The organism is Pandoraea sp. E26, from assembly GCF_000681415.1.
GTDB classification, from domain to species: domain Bacteria; phylum Pseudomonadota; class Gammaproteobacteria; order Burkholderiales; family Burkholderiaceae; genus Pandoraea; species Pandoraea pnomenusa.
Window position 1 is genome coordinate 100,043 of record NZ_AYXJ01000006.1, and the last position, 15,892, is coordinate 115,934.

15 protein-coding genes are annotated in these 15,892 nt (G+C 65.9%); 4 read left to right on the plus strand and 11 right to left on the minus strand.

Annotated features, from left to right (window positions below):
- The first annotated feature begins 80 nt into the window (after positions 1 to 80).
- The 4 genes from W930_RS0103355 (at position 81) to W930_RS25915 (ending at position 4,925) form a co-directional block, all read left to right on the plus strand.
- The gene (locus tag W930_RS0103355; protein WP_024788437.1) at positions 81 to 878 is read left to right on the plus strand and encodes a class II aldolase/adducin family protein; all 798 of its coding nucleotides are present in this window, start codon (positions 81 to 83) and stop codon (positions 876 to 878) included.
- Between the two features lie 109 nt (positions 879 to 987).
- On the plus strand, positions 988 to 2,385 hold the full coding sequence (locus W930_RS25910; RefSeq protein ID WP_115344422.1) for an MFS transporter: 1,398 nt from the start codon (positions 988 to 990) through the stop codon (positions 2,383 to 2,385).
- Positions 2,382 to 3,926 carry a class I adenylate-forming enzyme family protein gene (locus W930_RS0103365; protein ID WP_024788438.1) on the plus strand — a complete coding sequence of 515 codons (1,545 nt, stop codon included), beginning with the start codon at positions 2,382 to 2,384 and terminating at the stop codon, positions 3,924 to 3,926. Before W930_RS25910 ends, W930_RS0103365 begins: the two co-directional genes overlap by 4 nt.
- A gap of 126 nt (positions 3,927 to 4,052) precedes the next feature.
- A complete protein-coding gene (locus tag W930_RS25915; protein WP_024788439.1) occupies positions 4,053 to 4,925 on the plus strand; it encodes an IclR family transcriptional regulator in 873 nt (290 codons plus the stop codon).
- A 26-nt stretch (positions 4,926 to 4,951) separates the two neighbouring features.
- Here W930_RS25915 and W930_RS0103375 read toward each other — a convergent pair whose 3' ends face one another.
- The 11 genes from W930_RS0103375 to W930_RS25935 form a co-directional block, all read right to left on the minus strand.
- A complete protein-coding gene (locus W930_RS0103375) occupies positions 4,952 to 5,479 on the minus strand; it encodes a flavin reductase family protein (protein ID WP_023872451.1) in 528 nt (175 codons plus the stop codon).
- A gap of 92 nt (positions 5,480 to 5,571) precedes the next feature.
- Complete coding sequence (locus tag W930_RS0103380) at positions 5,572 to 6,000, minus strand: MaoC/PaaZ C-terminal domain-containing protein (protein ID WP_023593958.1); 429 nt, start codon at positions 5,998 to 6,000, stop codon at positions 5,572 to 5,574.
- Positions 5,997 to 6,482 (minus strand): MaoC family dehydratase N-terminal domain-containing protein, encoded by a 486-nt coding sequence (locus W930_RS25920; protein ID WP_024788442.1) that lies wholly within the window; start codon positions 6,480 to 6,482, stop codon positions 5,997 to 5,999. Before W930_RS25920 ends, W930_RS0103380 begins: the two co-directional genes overlap by 4 nt.
- Positions 6,483 to 6,528: 46 nt before the next feature.
- The gene (locus W930_RS0103390) at positions 6,529 to 7,695 is read right to left on the minus strand and encodes a thiolase family protein (RefSeq protein ID WP_023872455.1); all 1,167 of its coding nucleotides are present in this window, start codon (positions 7,693 to 7,695) and stop codon (positions 6,529 to 6,531) included.
- Entirely contained in the window at positions 7,692 to 8,879 is a 1,188-nt protein-coding gene (locus W930_RS0103395) for an acyl-CoA dehydrogenase family protein (protein ID WP_023872456.1), read from the minus strand. Before W930_RS0103395 ends, W930_RS0103390 begins: the two co-directional genes overlap by 4 nt.
- Before the next feature lie 42 nt (positions 8,880 to 8,921).
- Positions 8,922 to 10,100 carry an acyl-CoA dehydrogenase family protein gene (locus W930_RS0103400; RefSeq protein WP_023593954.1) on the minus strand — a complete coding sequence of 393 codons (1,179 nt, stop codon included), beginning with the start codon at positions 10,098 to 10,100 and terminating at the stop codon, positions 8,922 to 8,924.
- Entirely contained in the window at positions 10,097 to 11,167 is a 1,071-nt protein-coding gene (locus tag W930_RS25925) for an ABC transporter ATP-binding protein (protein ID WP_023872457.1), read from the minus strand. Before W930_RS25925 ends, W930_RS0103400 begins: the two co-directional genes overlap by 4 nt.
- A complete protein-coding gene (locus W930_RS25930; protein WP_023593952.1) occupies positions 11,167 to 12,213 on the minus strand; it encodes an ABC transporter ATP-binding protein in 1,047 nt (348 codons plus the stop codon). The genes W930_RS25925 and W930_RS25930 overlap by 1 nt, the downstream gene beginning before the upstream one ends.
- Positions 12,213 to 13,112 (minus strand): ABC transporter permease, encoded by a 900-nt coding sequence (locus W930_RS0103415; protein WP_023872458.1) that lies wholly within the window; start codon positions 13,110 to 13,112, stop codon positions 12,213 to 12,215. The genes W930_RS25930 and W930_RS0103415 overlap by 1 nt, the downstream gene beginning before the upstream one ends.
- Positions 13,105 to 14,022 carry an ABC transporter permease gene (locus tag W930_RS0103420; RefSeq protein ID WP_023872459.1) on the minus strand — a complete coding sequence of 306 codons (918 nt, stop codon included), beginning with the start codon at positions 14,020 to 14,022 and terminating at the stop codon, positions 13,105 to 13,107. The genes W930_RS0103415 and W930_RS0103420 overlap by 8 nt, the downstream gene beginning before the upstream one ends.
- Positions 14,019 to 15,887 (minus strand): AMP-binding protein, encoded by a 1,869-nt coding sequence (locus tag W930_RS25935; protein ID WP_158516347.1) that lies wholly within the window; start codon positions 15,885 to 15,887, stop codon positions 14,019 to 14,021. Before W930_RS25935 ends, W930_RS0103420 begins: the two co-directional genes overlap by 4 nt.
- Positions 15,888 to 15,892: the final 5 nt, after the last annotated feature.

Below are 15,892 nucleotides of genomic sequence, written 5' to 3' on the forward strand. Positions count from 1 at the left end.
TTAGTTCATAAATAATAGCACCGTATCGAAAGCTATTCGGCAGGCAACCCTGCCAACGGTGCATCGGCTCGGAGAACGGGATGCAGAAGTCTGACACAGTTTTTTCTTCCTTTGACCTGCCCGTCGGCGAGCGGCTTGCCGACACGGGCATTACGCCGGAAGAGCGGCGCGTGCGCGAGGATCTTGCGGCGGCCTACCGGCTTTGCGCATTCAACGGGTGGGACGACCTGATCTACACCCATCTGTCGGCGCGCGTGCCTGGCCCGGACCATCACTTTCTCGTCAACCCGCTCGGCCTGTCGTTTCACGAAATCACCGCGTCGAATCTGGTGAAGATCGATCTCGACGGGCGTGTCGTGGGCGAGTCGCCCCACCGACCGAACGCGGCGGGGTTCGTCATTCACGGCTGCATTCATGCGGCGCGCGAAGACGCCGCCTGCGTGATGCATCTGCATACCGAAGCGGGCATGGCGCTGTCCGCCCTCGAAGACGGGTTGCTGCCGATCACCCAGCATGCCATGCGCTTCGTGGGCCGGCTCGGTTATCACGACTACGAAGGCATCGCCCTCACCATCGACGAGCGCGAGCGGCTGCTGGCCGACCTGGGCGACTGTGCTGCGATGATTCTGCGCAATCACGGCACACTTACGGTGGGCCGCTCGGTCGGGCATGCGTTCGTCGAGATGTTCTATCTGGAGAAAGCCGCGAGGGCGCAGCTGCTGGCGCAGAGCACTGGCGCGGCCCTGCGGATTCCGTCGCGCGAGATCGCGGAATTGACCGCGCATCAGTGGGTGAACGATCTGCGCGGCTCCGGCGATCGCGAATGGCCGTCGCTGTTGCGTTTGCTTGAGCGGGACGGGCACGACTACAAGCGGTAGGCGAGCCGCATTCGTATCTTCTTGCCGTTTGGCAGTAGCGTCACGCAGTCCGTGGCAAGCAGTTGGTAGTGGTCAGCATTCCAAAACAGAACTATGACGGAGACACCCCTTGAACCCGACCATCGCAACACAGGCGAGCCAAACGGTCGCGAACGGCGATAACGCCGCCGCACTGGACTCGCGCATCGCGCAGGAAACGATCGGCCAACTCTTTCGCCGCATCCTGCCCTTCCTGATTCTCTGCTATATCGTGGCGTTCCTCGATCGCGTCAACGTCGGCTTCGCGGCGTTGCACATGAATGGCGATCTGGGATTCACCGCCACCGTTTATGGTTTCGGTGCCGGTATCTTCTCTCTCGGCTACTTCGTTTTCGAGGTGCCGAGCAACCTGATCCTGCATCGCGTCGGCGCGCGAATCTGGATCGCGCGCATCATGGTGACGTGGGGCATCGTATCGGCGGGCTTCGCTTTCGTTTCCGGCGAAACCTCGTTCTACACGATGCGCTTCCTTCTGGGCGTGGCCGAGGCGGGCTTCTTTCCCGGCATCGTGCTGTACCTGAGCCTGTGGTTTCCGGGACGCGCCATGGCCCGCGCGACGGCGATCTTCATTCTCGGGCTGCCCCTTGCCGTGCTGATCGGCGCGCCGCTCTCCACTGCGATCCTCACGTCGTTTCACGAGTTCGCCGGACTGCGCGGCTGGCAATGGATGTTCCTGCTCGAAGGCGGCCTGGCCGTGGTGGTGGGCGTCGTGGCGTACTTCGTGCTGGGCAATGCGCCGGACAAAGCCGCGTGGCTCACCGATGCGCAACGTGAATGGCTGGTGCGCACGCTCGCGCAGGAAAAGGCGGCCAAGGAGCGCGCCCGTCAATACGGCGTCATGGAGACGCTGCTCTCGGGCAAGGTGCTGCTGCTGGCATTCGCGATTTTCTGCAACATCACGGCCCTGTTCGGTATCACGCTGTGGATGCCGCAGATCCTCAAGGGCATCGGCGGACTGGACAACACACAGGCCGGCTTGCTCAGCGCGGTGCCGTACATCTGTGCAGGCGTGGCGATGGTCGTGAATGCGCGCCACTCCGACAAGACCGGCGAGCGTCGCTGGCACATCCTGCTGCCTGCCGCGATTGGCGCCGTCGGCCTGGTGATGGCCGGCAATGCCGCATCTCCCTACGTGGGCATTCTGGGCCTTTGTATCGCGGCAGCCGGTATTCTGGCGTCGAACATTCTCTTCTGGCCGCTGGCGCCGATGTTCCTGACGGGCGCGGCCGCGGCCGCGGGCATCGGCCTCGTGAATTCGGTCGGCAATCTCGGCGGCTTCGTCGGGCCTTATCTGACGGGATGGGCCAAGGACACCTTCGGCGGCTACGGCGCGAGCATGACCACGCTCGGCGTGATGGTGCTCGTGTACGGCCTGCTGCTCTTCGTCTTCCTGACGGTGACGACGCGCCGCGCGGCCTCCGCCGACGCCGTCGGTGCGGGCAGTACCGGTGTGGCGAGGTCGTCATGAACATTGCCAATACCCTCGCCCGCGCCGCGCAGCGGTATCCGGATCACATCGCGACGTATCTTGGCGACACGCCGCTGCACGATTACGCAACGCTCGCCCGGCGCTGCGCACGCCTGGCTGCCGGCCTGCGCTCGATGGGGCTGGCCGACGGCGCTCGAGTGGCGCTGTGGATGCGCAACCGGCCCGAGTACCTCGAGTGGTTGTATGCGATCTGGTGGGCCGGGCTCGTCGCCGTGCCGATCAACGCGAAGCTGCATCCGCGCGAGGCGGCCTTCATCGTCGGCGACGCCGCGGCGGACATTCTGCTGGCGCAGGCGGACGATCTCCAGTCCATCGCCGAATTCGTGTCGCCGTCGGTCGTGCGCATGACACCGGAGGACAGCCGCGTCGCCGAGTGGCTCCAGGTCGAAGCGAGTCAAGGAAGCGGGCACTCAGCGGGCAGCCTCCGGCCTGGCGCCGTCGCGTCGCGCGGAAACGACGATATGGCGTGGATCTTCTACACGTCTGGAACGACCGGGCGGCCGAAGGGTGTGATGCTGTCCCATCGAAACCTGTGGTCGATGGCCGCGTGCTACCTGACGGACGTCGACACACCCGGTCGCGAGGACCGCACCCTGTACGCGGCCCCGATGTCACATGGGGCGGGACTCTACAGCGTGATCTTCATGATGCAGGCGGCGGGCCACGTGTTTCCCGCGTCCGGTGGGTTCGATGCGCAGGAGATGTTCGCCCTGGCGGCGTCACTGGGGAACATTTCGTGTTTCGCGGCGCCCACCATGGTGAACCGTCTGGTGCGGCATGCGCAGGCCACGGAGGCAAAGTCGGACGGGTTCAGGACGCTCGTCTACGGCGGCGGGCCAATGTACGCGGCGGACATCGAGCGCGCGCTGTCGGTGATGGGACCGCGCTTCGTGCAGATATACGGCCAGGGCGAGTCACCGATGACGATCACGGTGCTCCCGCGCGAGGCTATCGCGGCGAGCGAACATCCGCGCTGGGCGTCGCGTCTGGCGTCGGTCGGCCACGCGCATGCCATGGTGGAAGTGGCCGTGGTCGACGACGACGGCGAGCCGGTCGCGGCGGGCACGCCCGGCGAGGTCGTGGTGCGCGGCGACGTAGTGATGCAGGGCTACTGGCGCAATCCGGAGGCGACGGCGAAAACCTTACGCGACGGCTGGCTGTGGACGGGCGATATCGGTGTGCTGGACGACGACGGCTACCTCACGCTCAAGGACCGCTCGAAGGACGTGATCATCTCGGGCGGCACGAACATCTATCCGCGCGAAGTCGAGGAGGTGCTGCTGCGCGCCGACGGCGTCGCGGAGGTGGCCGTGATCGGCGAGCCGGACGCCGAGTGGGGCGAAGTCGTGGTCGCGTACGTGGTTTGCACCCCGGGGGACACGCTCGACAGCGCCGCTCTCGACGCATTCTGCCTGGCGCATATCGCACGGTTCAAGCGCCCCAAGCGATATGTGGCGCTCGACGCACTGCCTAAGAACCACTATGGCAAGGTGCTGAAAACGGCGTTGCGTTCGGCCTAGGTGAACGCGGCGGGAAGTGGATATAGTACGATCACGTTAATCGGACCGGGAATCCGAAGTCCCTTTGTCCGATGGCCCATTGTGCCGGCCTCCGATAGCGTGCAATCCTCTGCTCCACTTTCCACCGTGTCCACAAAAAGCGTCGAAACCGCGCCGAAGGCTCGCAGGCCAAAAGCGAACGCCAGCGCCCCCCTCCCTCCGGAGACTCCCGCGGGTGCCACGCCGCCGCTCGGCACCCAGAGCATCCACCGCGCGGTCACCGTGCTGCGCGAAGTGGCCGCACACGGCATGAAAGGCCTGCGCCTGTCCGATATTGCCGACGCCCTGTCGCTGGAGCGGCCAACGGCGCACCGCATCGTCAAGGGACTGGTCGCGCAAGGCATGCTGATGCAGAACCGCGAGACCCGGCACTACCATCTCGGGCACGTGGTCTACGAACTCGGGCTGGCCGCCTCCCCGCACTTCAGTCTGCGCGAGCTGTGCCAACCCACATTGCAAGCACTGGCGGAAAAGTCGGGCGACTCGGTTTTCCTGATGGTGCGCAGCGGACTCGACGCCGTCTGTATCGACCTCATCGAAGGCGGCTACCCGATTCAGACGCGTACGCTCGAAATCGGTGGACGCCGTCCGCTCGGCGTGGGCGCAGGGAGTCTCGCGCTGCTCATCGCGCTCCCGCCCGACGAGCGCGCACGGGTCATGGCGACCAACGCCGGACGTCTCGCGAGCTTCGGCAATTCCACCCAGTCGCGACTGGAGCACGCCATGGCGATATCGGCCGAGGCGGGTTACGCGATCAACGAAGAAGACGTTCTGCCGGGCGTCTCGGCCATCGGGCTGGCGATTCGTCCGCGGCAGGGCACCCCGTATGCGGCGATCAGCATCGCCGCCATCGAATCCCGGCTCTCGGGCGAGCGGCGCATCGAAATGGCGAAACTGTTGCAAAAGGAAGTGCGCGCACTGGAGAAGAAGCTCGAGGTCGAATCGCTGCGCTGGGAATAGCGCTACCCTGCGCAGCGTGGGCCGCGTCACCCGATGGCGAGATCCGGATGCGGCGTAGGCACGCCGTAGGCGCCCGCGGCGTACAGCAGCGGTACCCGGTCGCAATGGTGGAGATCCACGACTTCGCCGACGAAGATGAAGTGATCGCCGCCCTCATACTTGAACGTCAGATTGCATTCGAACCACGCCACGCAACCGTCGAAAAGGGGCATTCCCCCGCGCCCGCTGCGCCATTGCACCCCTTCGAAGCGGTCCGGCACGGGCGATGCGAACCGGGCCGCGAGCGGCATCTGATCCGCGCACAATACATTGATCGCGAATCGCCCCGACGTCTCGAACACCTCGAGACTGCGGGAGCGCTTGTTGATGCTCCATAGCACGAGCGGCGGCGAGAGCGACACCGAATTGAAGGAGTTGGCCGTAAGCCCGATCGGCGTGCCGTCGGGCGTGGTCGTCGTGACAATGGTCACGCCGGTCGCAAAGCGACCCAGCGCGTGACGGAAATGGCTGGCATCGAACGTGGCGTTCACGGAAGCCTCCTCGAAAAGCATCATGACAATCCTGTCGCATCGCACCGCGACGCGCCCGACCCCGTGACCCTGGGGCCATGCCGATCGGTATTGCACGGTACCGGATGCGACTTCACTCACTGAGCGCGAGGCGCCGCCACCACCGCCGCCCCGCGGGCGACGGTCCGGTCGCCCACGCGTGCCACGATGTCGCAACGCAGGCGTCGCCGCCCATCGTCACCCTGCGCGCAATCGGCCACCGTGCCGACCACCATCACGGCGTCGCCCGGACGCACCGGCGCATTGAAGCGCGCCTCGATATCGACGATGACCGCCGACGGTCCGGCCCAGTCCGACACCGCGCGCCCCATGAAGCCCATCGTCAACATGCCGTGAGCAATCACACCGCCCAGTCCCGCCTCCTGCGCGTACCCCTGGTCGTAGTGAATGCGGTTGTAGTCGTCCGAGGCCCCGGCATAGCGCACGAGTTGTGTGGTGGTCACCGCCGGCACCGAGAGCGCAAAGGTGTCGCCCACGCGCGCATGCAACAGATGCATCCCGTTCATGCCAGACTCCTCGACGTCACCTGCTGCGCAGACCGATAGACGGTGGTGCGTCGCACGGTGAAAACGCATTCGTGCGCCAAACCGTCGTCGCCCACGAGATGCCCCGACATCACCTGGCGCAGCAGCGACATCGCGCCGCGTGCGCCCTCCTTGTCGTCGATGCCGACCAGTTGCAGACGGCACTCGAACCGCATGCCGGCCACAATGGGCCGGTGATAGTGAAACCCCATCTCCCCCGCGACGATACGACGTCGGTCGAGCGTGGCGATCCACGGGGGATCCTGCGACGCGCGAAAGCATGTCGGAAACGTCGGCGGCGCCACAATGCCGTCGTAGCCGTGACGGCGGGCAAAGGCGTCGTCACGGTACAAAAGGTTGTCGTCGCCGATCGCGTCGGCAAATTTACGAATCGCGCCGCGTTCGACGTCAACCCGAAACGCCTGCGCGGTCGTGCCGATCCATGAACGGTCGATTTCCGTCATCGCCTCGCTCCTCGTGCTTGCCAGTGTTGCCTGCGCCCATGCGCCATCACTCCACGCGCTCCACGATCGTGGCCGTTCCCAGCCCTCCGCCGCAGCACATCGACTGCAACCCGTAACGTCCGCCGCGCGCTTCGAGTTCATCGACGAGTCCGGCCATCAGGCGGGCGCCCGTCGACCCCAGCGGGTGTCCCATGGCAATCGCCCCGCCGTTGACGTTCACGCGCGACAGGTCGGGCCGGATCTCGGCGAGCCACGCGCCCAGCACCGACGCAAACGCTTCGTTGATCTCGAACAGGTCGATGTCTTCGAGCGCGAGCCCGCTGCGCGCGAGAATCTGTTGTGTCGCCGGGATCGGGCCGGTCAGCATCATCGCGGGATCCACGCCGACGACCAGCTGTGCTCGCAACACGGCGCGCGGGCGAAGGCCATACTCGCGCGCCTTCGCCGCCGTCATCAGGAGCACGGCCGCCGCGCCGTCGGAGACCTGACTCGCGTTGCCCGCCGTCACCCGGCCGTCATCGCGAAACGACGCCTTGAGCGAAGCGAGCTTCTCCAGCGACGTGTCGCGACGCACCCCTTCGTCTCGCGCAAGCGGCTCACCGTCGGCGCCGGTGACCGGCACCCATTGGCGGGCGAACCTGCCCGCGTCGTACGCGGCCGCGCTCAGCACGTGGCTTCGCAACGCCAGTTCGTCCAGATAGGCACGTTCGAGCTTCCAGTGCGCCGCAATGCGCTCGGCCGCAATGCCCATCGACGGCATCGAGAAGCGCTCGACGAGTGCGTCGGGATAGCGCTTGCCGTATCGCGGGTCATCGTTGCCCCCTTGCGTCTTGGACATCAGTTCGACGCCGCCGGCGATCACCACGTCGCAGGTGCCGCCGCGAATCAGGTTATCGGCAAAGTGAATGGCCTGTTGCGATGAACCGCAGGCACGTTGGACAGTCGTCCCCGGCACCGTCACCGGAAAATCCGCCATCAACAGCGCGGTGCGCGCAATGTTACCGGCCTGTTCGCCAACCTGGGTTGCGCAGCCCGCGACCACGTCGTCGATCGCATCGGCCGGCACGCCGGTGCGCGCCAGCACGGCACCCAGCACCTGGGCGAGCAGCGCGGCCGCGTGCCACTCGCGCAGGGCGCCACCGCGTCGGCCGACGGGCGTTCTCACGACGTCGACGATGACCGGATCGCGATCACCAAGGGCAGACGCCTTCATTCGGTCGACTCCCCGGACGTCGTCGCCCATTGACTGTTCTTCCGGCCGAGCAGATGGCCCGCGATCATGTTCTTGTGAATTTGCAGCGTGCCGCCGTAGATCGAACCGCCGCGCACTTCGCGGTAGCGCCCCTCCACGGGGTACTCCGTCATGTAGCCGTAGCCGCCGAGCAGTTGAATCGCGTCGTCACAGATTTCCTTGGCCGCCTGCGCCACGTACACCTTGGCCACCGACGTCTCGAGCGGCGAAGGCAGCCCGCTCGCGGTGTTGGCCGCGGCGCGCCAGGTCAGCAACTGCGCTGCCTCGAACTTGACCTTCATGTCCGCCAGCATCCATTGCAGCCCCTGAAAGTCGGCAAGTTCGCGCCCGAACTGCTTGCGTTCCTGAACGTACTGAAGTGCGAAGTCGAAAGCGGCCTGCGCCGATCCCAGCATGCGCGAGATGCTGCCCAGGCGTTCGACGTTGTACACGCTGATGAGCTTGGCGAACGCGCGGCTCTCGGCGAGGACATTCGCCCGGGGCACGCGACAGTCGTCGAAGTAGAGCTCGTACTGCCGCTCGCCCGCCATGTTCAGCGTACCGCCGCTGCACGTAAAACCGGGCGCATCGTGAGGCACCATGATCGCGCCGATGTCGCTCGCGCGCCCGGTGTTGCCAAAACGGCAGTAGAGCATGGTGAAGTGATGCCCCCGGGCCGCGCTGATGAAGATCTTCTGGCCGTTGATGATCACGTCGTCGCCCTCGATGCGCGCGCGCGTCTTCATTGCCGTGGCGGCCGAACCGGCATCGGGCTCGGTGATGCCGATCGACACCCCGATCTCGCCGCGCGCCACACCGGCGACGAAGCGCGACTTCTGCGCCTGCGTGCCGAGCTCCAGCACCGCGCCAATCGCGCCCGTGGACGTACGGTGCGCCAGACCGCCCATTGTCGAATCCACACGCTGGATGGTCTGGATGAGCAACAACGTCTCGAGCAGCGGCAGTCCCATGCCGCCGTACTCCTGTGGCATGTTCAGCGCCAGCAGCCCGGCTTCGGCCATCTGGCGACGCAGTCGCTGCAAGGGCGCGAAGTCGCCTTGCGCTTCGGCCTCGTGGGCCTCTTTCGCCAGCGGGAGCAATTGACGGCACAGTTTCTCGGTCGCGTCGATCAGTTCGCGCTGCGAATCGGTGAGCTGAAAATCCATGGAAACTCTCGAAGACAAGATTGACGAAATCGACGCACGCGCTCAGCGCTGGAGCGTCGAATCGAACGATTCGCCGAGTTCGGCCGCCCCAACGATCTGCGCGGTCTTGTCGTGTCCGACGTGCAGGATGTGCGTATTCAGATCCCGGATCAGACGCGCAAGCGGAAATTCGTCGAACAGCGCTGTCGAGCCGGCCAGCATGATCAGCGTATGCGACATCTCCAGGGCGGCGTGCGCGCAGATCGACTTGGCCTGCATCGAGATCAGCTCGGCGCGCTGCACGTCTCCCGCCCGCCAGGCATCGATGGCGTTCTCGAACACCACCTGCGCGCCGTGCAACTGCGTCTTCGCCTCGCCCATGCGCAACTGCACGAACGGATCCTTGCCCCGGCCGCGTTCGACGAGACTGCGACGCACCCACTCATAGGCGCCTTCGATCATGCCGAGGTAGTTCGCGGTAAAGCCGAGATGAAAGCGCCCCTGCCAGCGCCCGCGCGGATACACGCCCGGCTCTCCCAGCACGTGCAGCTCGTCGATGAACACATCGTTCAGATAGATCTCCGGGCTCGGGCACACGCGCATGCCGGTCGGGCGGTACCAGTCGTGATTGATCGTGAGGCCCTCCATTCCCGGCTCGACGATGACCATCAGGTGCGACTTGAAGTATTCCGTCTCGCCTTCGATGGTCGCGAACACGATGGCGACACCGTTCTCGTAACCGTTGGTGGCATAGTTTTTGTTGCCGTTGACGATGTAGCCGCCCTCGACCTTCTTCGCCGTGGTCCTGAGCACGTACATGTGTTTGCGGCCCGCCTCGCTGCCGACGAACGACGACACGCTCATTTTTTGCGTCATCGGCTTGACGAACCGCTCGCGCTGCGCGTCGGTGCCCAGTTCGTCGATCGCCCACGCCACGTGGTTCTGCACCTGCATGCAGTGCGCCGTACCCGGCGACACGCGCGCCACGCGGCGCATGGCCTGCAGGAAGGTGGCCGGATCGTCCGACATCACGTTGCTGCCCAGGCCGCCGTGCTCTTTTCGCACCGTGGCGGTGAGCAAGCCCAGCTCGAACAGATCCTGCAGATTCTCGAAGGGCATGGCAGCCGCGTCGTGACATGCACGCTCGCGCGCCGGAAAGCGGCTTTGCACGACGGCTTCGAGCGCTGCAAGCACGTCGGGGTTGCCCTGCCTGGACAACGAGGGGGTTTCCGCAAAATTCATGTTGCCTCCTGAAAGGGGACCGCCTGAGCCTCCGGAGCGGAGCGATGGGCGGCTTCTATCGCCTTCGGGCCGATGGCGCGCGCAGCGGTGTTCGCTGTCGCGACGGGAATCGTTTCCGCGAAATGACACGTCACCCAGTGGCGCGGCGCGATCTCCCGCGCCACCGGCTTTTCCTCTCGACAGCGTGCGAGCGCGTGCGGGCAGCGTGGATGAAACGGGCACCCCGCCGGGGGATTCATGGGCGACGGAATCTCGCCGGCCACCGCCTGCGCCCCGTGCCCGCCGCGCGCATCGACCGAGGCAATCAACGCCTGCGTGTAAGGGTGGCGCGCGCCCTGCATGAGCGTGGCGGTATCGGCCACTTCCATGAATTCGCCGAGATACAGCACGCCGATGCGCTGGCTCATGTAAGCCACGACCGCGAGATCGTGCGAGATCAGCAGATACGTCAGATCGAGCGTGCCCTGGAGATCCTTGAGCAGGTTCAGAATCTGCGCCTGAATCGACACATCGAGCGCGGACACCGGCTCGTCGAGAATCATGCAGCGCGGGCTCAGGCTGAGCGCACGCGCGATCGCCACGCGCTGACGCTGTCCGCCCGACAACTCGTGCGGGAACCTGCGTTGCGCTGCGCCGGGCAATCCGACAAGTTGCAGCAACTCCGCCACACGGCGAGCGCGCGACGCGTCGTCCAGCGTGCGGTGAATGCGCAGCGGCTCGTCGATGATCCTGCCAATGCGCATACGCGGATTGAGAGCGCTGTACGGGTCCTGCAACACCGGTTGCAACACGCGGTGAAACGCCGACCGGGCGGCCGCGTCGAGTTGCCGGACGTTCCGCCCGTCGACCATCACGTCGCCGCTCGTGGCCGGTTCGGCGAGCATCAGCATCTTCGCGATGGTGCTCTTGCCGGAGCCCGACTCGCCGACGAGTCCGAAGGTCGCCCCTGGCTCGACGTCGAAGCTCACGTCCGCCACCGCATGAAGCGGGCGCGCACGGCCCAGCAACCCGCGACGCACGTCGTAGGTCTTTCTCAGGTTTCGAACCGAAAGATACGGTTGCGACATCACGCCACCTCCCTGCGCGCGGACGTTGCCGGATCAGTACGACCGGCCGGCGGCGCCGATTTCGACAGCATCTGCATCGTCTGCCAGCAAGCGCTGCGCCGCGCGCCACCCTGCCACTCGAACCAGTCCGGATACTGACGCCGACATTGCTCGGTGGCGAGCGGGCAGCGCGGCGCGAACCGGCACCCCTGCGGCCAGTCCGTCAGACCCGGCTGTTGTCCCGGAATCGCCTCGAGCCGCTTTTCATACCGCCCGAGCGACGGCACGGCGCGAAGCAAGCCGGCGGTGTACGGGTGGGCCGGGCGCGCAAAGACATCGGCAATCGGCCCTGACTCCACGATGCGGCCGCCATACATGATCGCCACGTCGTCGCAGAACTGCGACGCCAGATGCAGATCGTGGGTGACGAAGATGAGCGCCATGTTGCGCTGCTGCTGAAGCTCCCGAAGCAGCTTGAGTATCTGCAACTGGACAGTGACATCGAGCGCCGTCGTGGGCTCATCGCAGATCAGCAACTCGGGCGAGAGCGCGATATTGATGGCAATGGACACGCGCTGGCGCATGCCGCCGCTGAACTGGAACGGATAGCTGTCGAGCCGCTCCAGCGCGGCCGGGATCTTCACGCGCTCGAGCACTTCCACGCTTCGGCGGCGCAGTTCGGCCTTGTCGCGTATGCCCTGATGCACGCGAAAGATTTCGGCTACCTGATCGCCAATGGTCAGCAGCGGGTTGAGCGAGGTCATCGCGTCCTGCAGAATCATGCCGATCTCGCGCCCGCGAACCTTGGCCATCTCCGCCGACGACAGTCTTGCGAGATCGCGCCCCTTGTAGCGCACCTCGCCGTGCACCAGGCGGCCGTTCGACGGCAACAGGCCGAGCAATGTGTTGCATGTCATGCTCTTGCCCGACCCGGACTCGCCGACCAGCGCGAGCGACCGGCCGGCGTCCACGCGCAGGCTCACGTTGTCGACGGCGGTGACCACGCCGTGCTTGCCCCGCAGCATCGTGGTGAGATGGCGCGCCTCGAGCAGTGGATGAACGCTCATCACCACCCCCTCGACATCGTTGGGCTCAGGCGATCGCGCAACGCGTCACCCAACTGGTTCGCCAGCAGCACGGTGACCATCAGGACCATGCCCGGAATGCCGCAGATCCACCACGCGGTCTCCAGATAACCGCGTCCGTCGGCGATCATTGCGCCCCACGACGGCGTGGGCGGCTGGACACCGAGACCGAGGAACGAGAGCGTCGCTTCCAGAATGATGATCGTGCCGATATCGAGCGTGGCGAGCACGATGAAGGTGTTGACCACGTTGGGCACGATGTGGGCGAACATCACCCGAAAGCGCGATGCGCCCGCCAGCCTGGCCAGCAAGACGAAGTCTCGCGAGCGCAGCGAGAGCGCTTCGGAACGCGTGACCCGGGCGAAGCGCGCCCAGTTGGCCAGGCTCAGCACGATCACCAGATTGAAGACGCTGAAGCCGATGGCGCCCACGAGCACCAAGGCGAGAATGACCGCGGGCAGGGCCAGCTGAATGTCGGCCACCCGCATCGCCACCGCGTCGACCCATCCGCCGAGAAACCCCGCCGCTATGCCGAACAGGCTGCCGAAAATCCCCGCGATGAGCACCGCGCAGAACGCCACGTACAGCGAGATGCGCGAGCCCCAGATCACTCTCGAGAGCAGGTCGCGTCCGAGCTGGTCGGTGCCAAACCAGTGCGCCGCCGAGGGCGGTTTGAGGATGTCGCTCAACGAAATCGCATTGGGGTCGTAAGGCGAGAACCACTGGGGCGCGAGCGCGACGACGATCAGGGCCAGCGCGAGCACAAGGCACGACCAGAGCTGGACGTCGCGCCAAAGGCGGCGGCGCGCGCGCGCTTGCGGTACCGGGACACAGGTCTCGGCCGGACGTTGCTGCAAGTCGAGGGGAGTGGCCTCATGCATAGCGAATCCTCGGATCGACGTAGGCGTAGAGCACGTCCACCGCCAGGTTGAGCAAGGTGAAGATCAGCGCGCCGACCGTGACGGCGGCCTGCACGACCGTGTAGTCGAGGTTCGAGATCGAGTCGAGGATCAGACGACCGATGCCCGGCCACGAAAAGATGAATTCGACCGACACGGCGCCGCCCATCAGAATGCCGAACTGAAGCGCGGTGAAGGTGATCATCGGCAGCAGCGCATTGCGCAGCGCGTGCCGGAAGATGATGGTGCGCTCCGGCACCCCCTTGATGCGCGCGAACTTGATGTATTCGGTGTCGAGCACTTCGGACATGCTCGAACGCGTGAGCCGCATGATGCCCGCCGCCGAATACCAGCCCAGCGCCACGGCCGGCATGACGAGATGCGAAAACGTGCCATAGCCGTTGGTCGGGAACCATGACAGCTGAATCGAGAACAGGCGGATGAAGAGCAGGCTGAACAGGAACGGCGGCGCCGCCTGCCCCAGGACCGCGAAGAGCTTGGCGCACTGATCCACCGCGCCGCCGCGGCGCACGGCCGCCACCGCGCCCAGCGGCACGCCCACCAGAATGCCCAGCGCCAGCGCAGACGTCGTGAGCAGCAGCGTCGGTCCCAACGCGCCGAGCACCACGTCGAGGGCCGGCCGCGAGAACCGGTACGACATGCCGAGCTGCCCCTGTAGCAGATGCCAGAGATAACTGGCGTATTGCACCGGAACGGGACGGTCCAGCCCCATCTGGTGACGTAGCACCGCCCGATCGGCTTCCGTCGCTTCCGGCGGCAGCATCAGGTGCGTCGGATCGCCGATGAGCCGCACGATCAGGAAGATCACCAGCGTGACGAGCAGCACCGTGATCAGCGATTGCGCCACCCGGCGCGCGAGGTAGCGAATCATGCGAGCGTCCCCTTGTCGTTGCCGCCACCGCCGGCGCCCGCGCTTTCGCTATCGCTGATGTGCGTGGGTTCATCCACGCGCTCCGCCGCGTCGCGCCAAACGTGCTGCGGGTCGCCGTCGCCGGCCGAGAGCTTGCGCGTCGCGCGCTCGCGCAATTCGAGCTTGCGAATCTTCTGGCTTCCGGTAAGCGGCCAGGCGTCGACGAATTCGACATAGCGCGGCACCTTGTAGCTCGCGATATGCTCGCGGCAATATTGCTGCAACGCGCGCGGCGAAATGTCCGCGCCCGTCTGGCGCTCGACGTACGCATAGCCCACTTCGCCCAGACGCGCATCCGGCACCCCGACCACGACTGCCTGACGCACGCCGGGATAAGTCTTGAGGAAGACTTCGATCTCCTGCGTGGCGACATTGAAGCCCCCCGGCTTGATCATCTCCTTCACGCGCCCGCGATAGGTCAGATAGCCGTCGCCGTCGAGCTCGCCGAGATCGCCGGTAAGCAGCCATCCCTGCGCGTCGATGGCCTTGCGATCCTCCTCCGGCATGCGGTAGTAGCCCTTCATCACCACGTAGCCGGAGACGCAGATCTGTCCGATCTGGCCCGCTGGCAGCGGCTCGCCGGTCTCGATGTCCGCGATGCGGATCCGTACGTCGCGCACTGGCCTGCCGTTGGTGCGGGAGCGCTTCTCGTACGGGTCGTCCCAGCGCGTTCGCACCACGGCGTTCGATGTCTCCGACATGCCGTACGCGCTGACCAGTTCGGGCACCCCGAGCGTGCGGCTCACCCACTCGAACGAAGCCGTGGGCAGCGGTGCGCCCGTGCCGGTTCGCAGGCTCGACAGGTCGTATCGACCGACGTCGGGAAACGCCTTGAGATCCTGCACGATGGTATCGACGAAGAAACTCACGGTGATGCGCTCACGTTCGACCAGCTCGCAGAACAGCTTTGCGGAGAACTGGTCCGCGATGACCATCGCCGCGCCGGAAAGCGCCATCGCCAGGGTGTAGAACGTGCCCGTGGCGGTAAACAGCGGCACGCACGACAAGTAGCGATCGCGAGAGGTCAGTCGCAGGCACTGCGCCGCGTAGTGGTTGTTCCCGAGCAGCGCGCCGTGCCGCACCATGGCGCCCTTCGGGAACGACGTGGTGCCCGAGGTGTAGAGAATCTGGGCGACATCGTCCGGGCCGACCTGCGCGCACCGGCGAGCGAGCGCGCCGTCCTCGAGACAGCGCCGGCCGTGGGCTTCGATGGCGTGGAAGTCTTCCATGCCTGCCGGCAGCGCGCGGTCTGTCGGCAGGCCGATCACGCGCCGCAGCGCCGGCATGCGTTCACAACGCCACGCGCCGCGGCGCTGCCGCGTCCAATCGGGGTCGAGTTGCGCGAGGATGTCGAAGTAGCGCACGCCCCGCCCCGTGACACCGCCGCGCTCCTGCACGATCAGCGTGGTCGCCTCCGACTGGCTCAGCACATACGCCACGTCGCTGTCGCGAAACCGGGTGTTCACGGGCACGAGCACCGCACCGATCATCGGCACGGCCCATCGGGCGATGAGCCATTGGGTGCCGTCCGACATCCACAATGCGACGTTCTCGCCGGGACCCACGCCCAGCGACATCAGCCCGCGGGCAAACGCGTGAATGCGCTCGACCAGCTGCGCGAATGTCAGTCGGGTCTCGCCGTGCACCACCGCTTCGCGATCGCCATGCATTCCGGCAATGCGGGCGAGCGCGCTCGAGAAAGTCTCGCGCGTCCAGTCGATCGCGTCGATCGCGTCGAGCGCTCCGTGCGCGGACGCGGCGCCCGCCCCGCCCAGCGTCGTCGGCGCCTCTCGCGGAACCCATACGCTGTCGTCGTCTCGATTCATGGTCT

Coding starts and splice junctions, on each gene's coding strand:
- W930_RS0103355 (WP_024788437.1), top strand. CDS start 81: ATGCAGAAGTCTGACACAGTTTTTTCTTCCTTTGACCTGCCCGTCGGC.
- W930_RS25935 (WP_158516347.1), bottom strand. CDS start 15,887: ATGAATCGAGACGACGACAGCGTATGGGTTCCGCGAGAGGCGCCGACG.
- W930_RS0103380 (WP_023593958.1), bottom strand. CDS start 6,000: ATGAACGGGATGCATCTGTTGCATGCGCGCGTGGGCGACACCTTTGCG.
- W930_RS25920 (WP_024788442.1), bottom strand. CDS start 6,482: ATGACGGAAATCGACCGTTCATGGATCGGCACGACCGCGCAGGCGTTT.
- W930_RS0103390 (WP_023872455.1), bottom strand. CDS start 7,695: ATGAAGGCGTCTGCCCTTGGTGATCGCGATCCGGTCATCGTCGACGTC.
- W930_RS0103365 (WP_024788438.1), top strand. CDS start 2,382: ATGAACATTGCCAATACCCTCGCCCGCGCCGCGCAGCGGTATCCGGAT.
- W930_RS0103395 (WP_023872456.1), bottom strand. CDS start 8,879: ATGGATTTTCAGCTCACCGATTCGCAGCGCGAACTGATCGACGCGACC.
- W930_RS0103400 (WP_023593954.1), bottom strand. CDS start 10,100: ATGAATTTTGCGGAAACCCCCTCGTTGTCCAGGCAGGGCAACCCCGAC.
- W930_RS0103420 (WP_023872459.1), bottom strand. CDS start 14,022: ATGATTCGCTACCTCGCGCGCCGGGTGGCGCAATCGCTGATCACGGTG.
- W930_RS25930 (WP_023593952.1), bottom strand. CDS start 12,213: ATGAGCGTTCATCCACTGCTCGAGGCGCGCCATCTCACCACGATGCTG.
- W930_RS0103375 (WP_023872451.1), bottom strand. CDS start 5,479: ATGATGCTTTTCGAGGAGGCTTCCGTGAACGCCACGTTCGATGCCAGC.
- W930_RS0103415 (WP_023872458.1), bottom strand. CDS start 13,112: ATGCATGAGGCCACTCCCCTCGACTTGCAGCAACGTCCGGCCGAGACC.
- W930_RS25925 (WP_023872457.1), bottom strand. CDS start 11,167: ATGTCGCAACCGTATCTTTCGGTTCGAAACCTGAGAAAGACCTACGAC.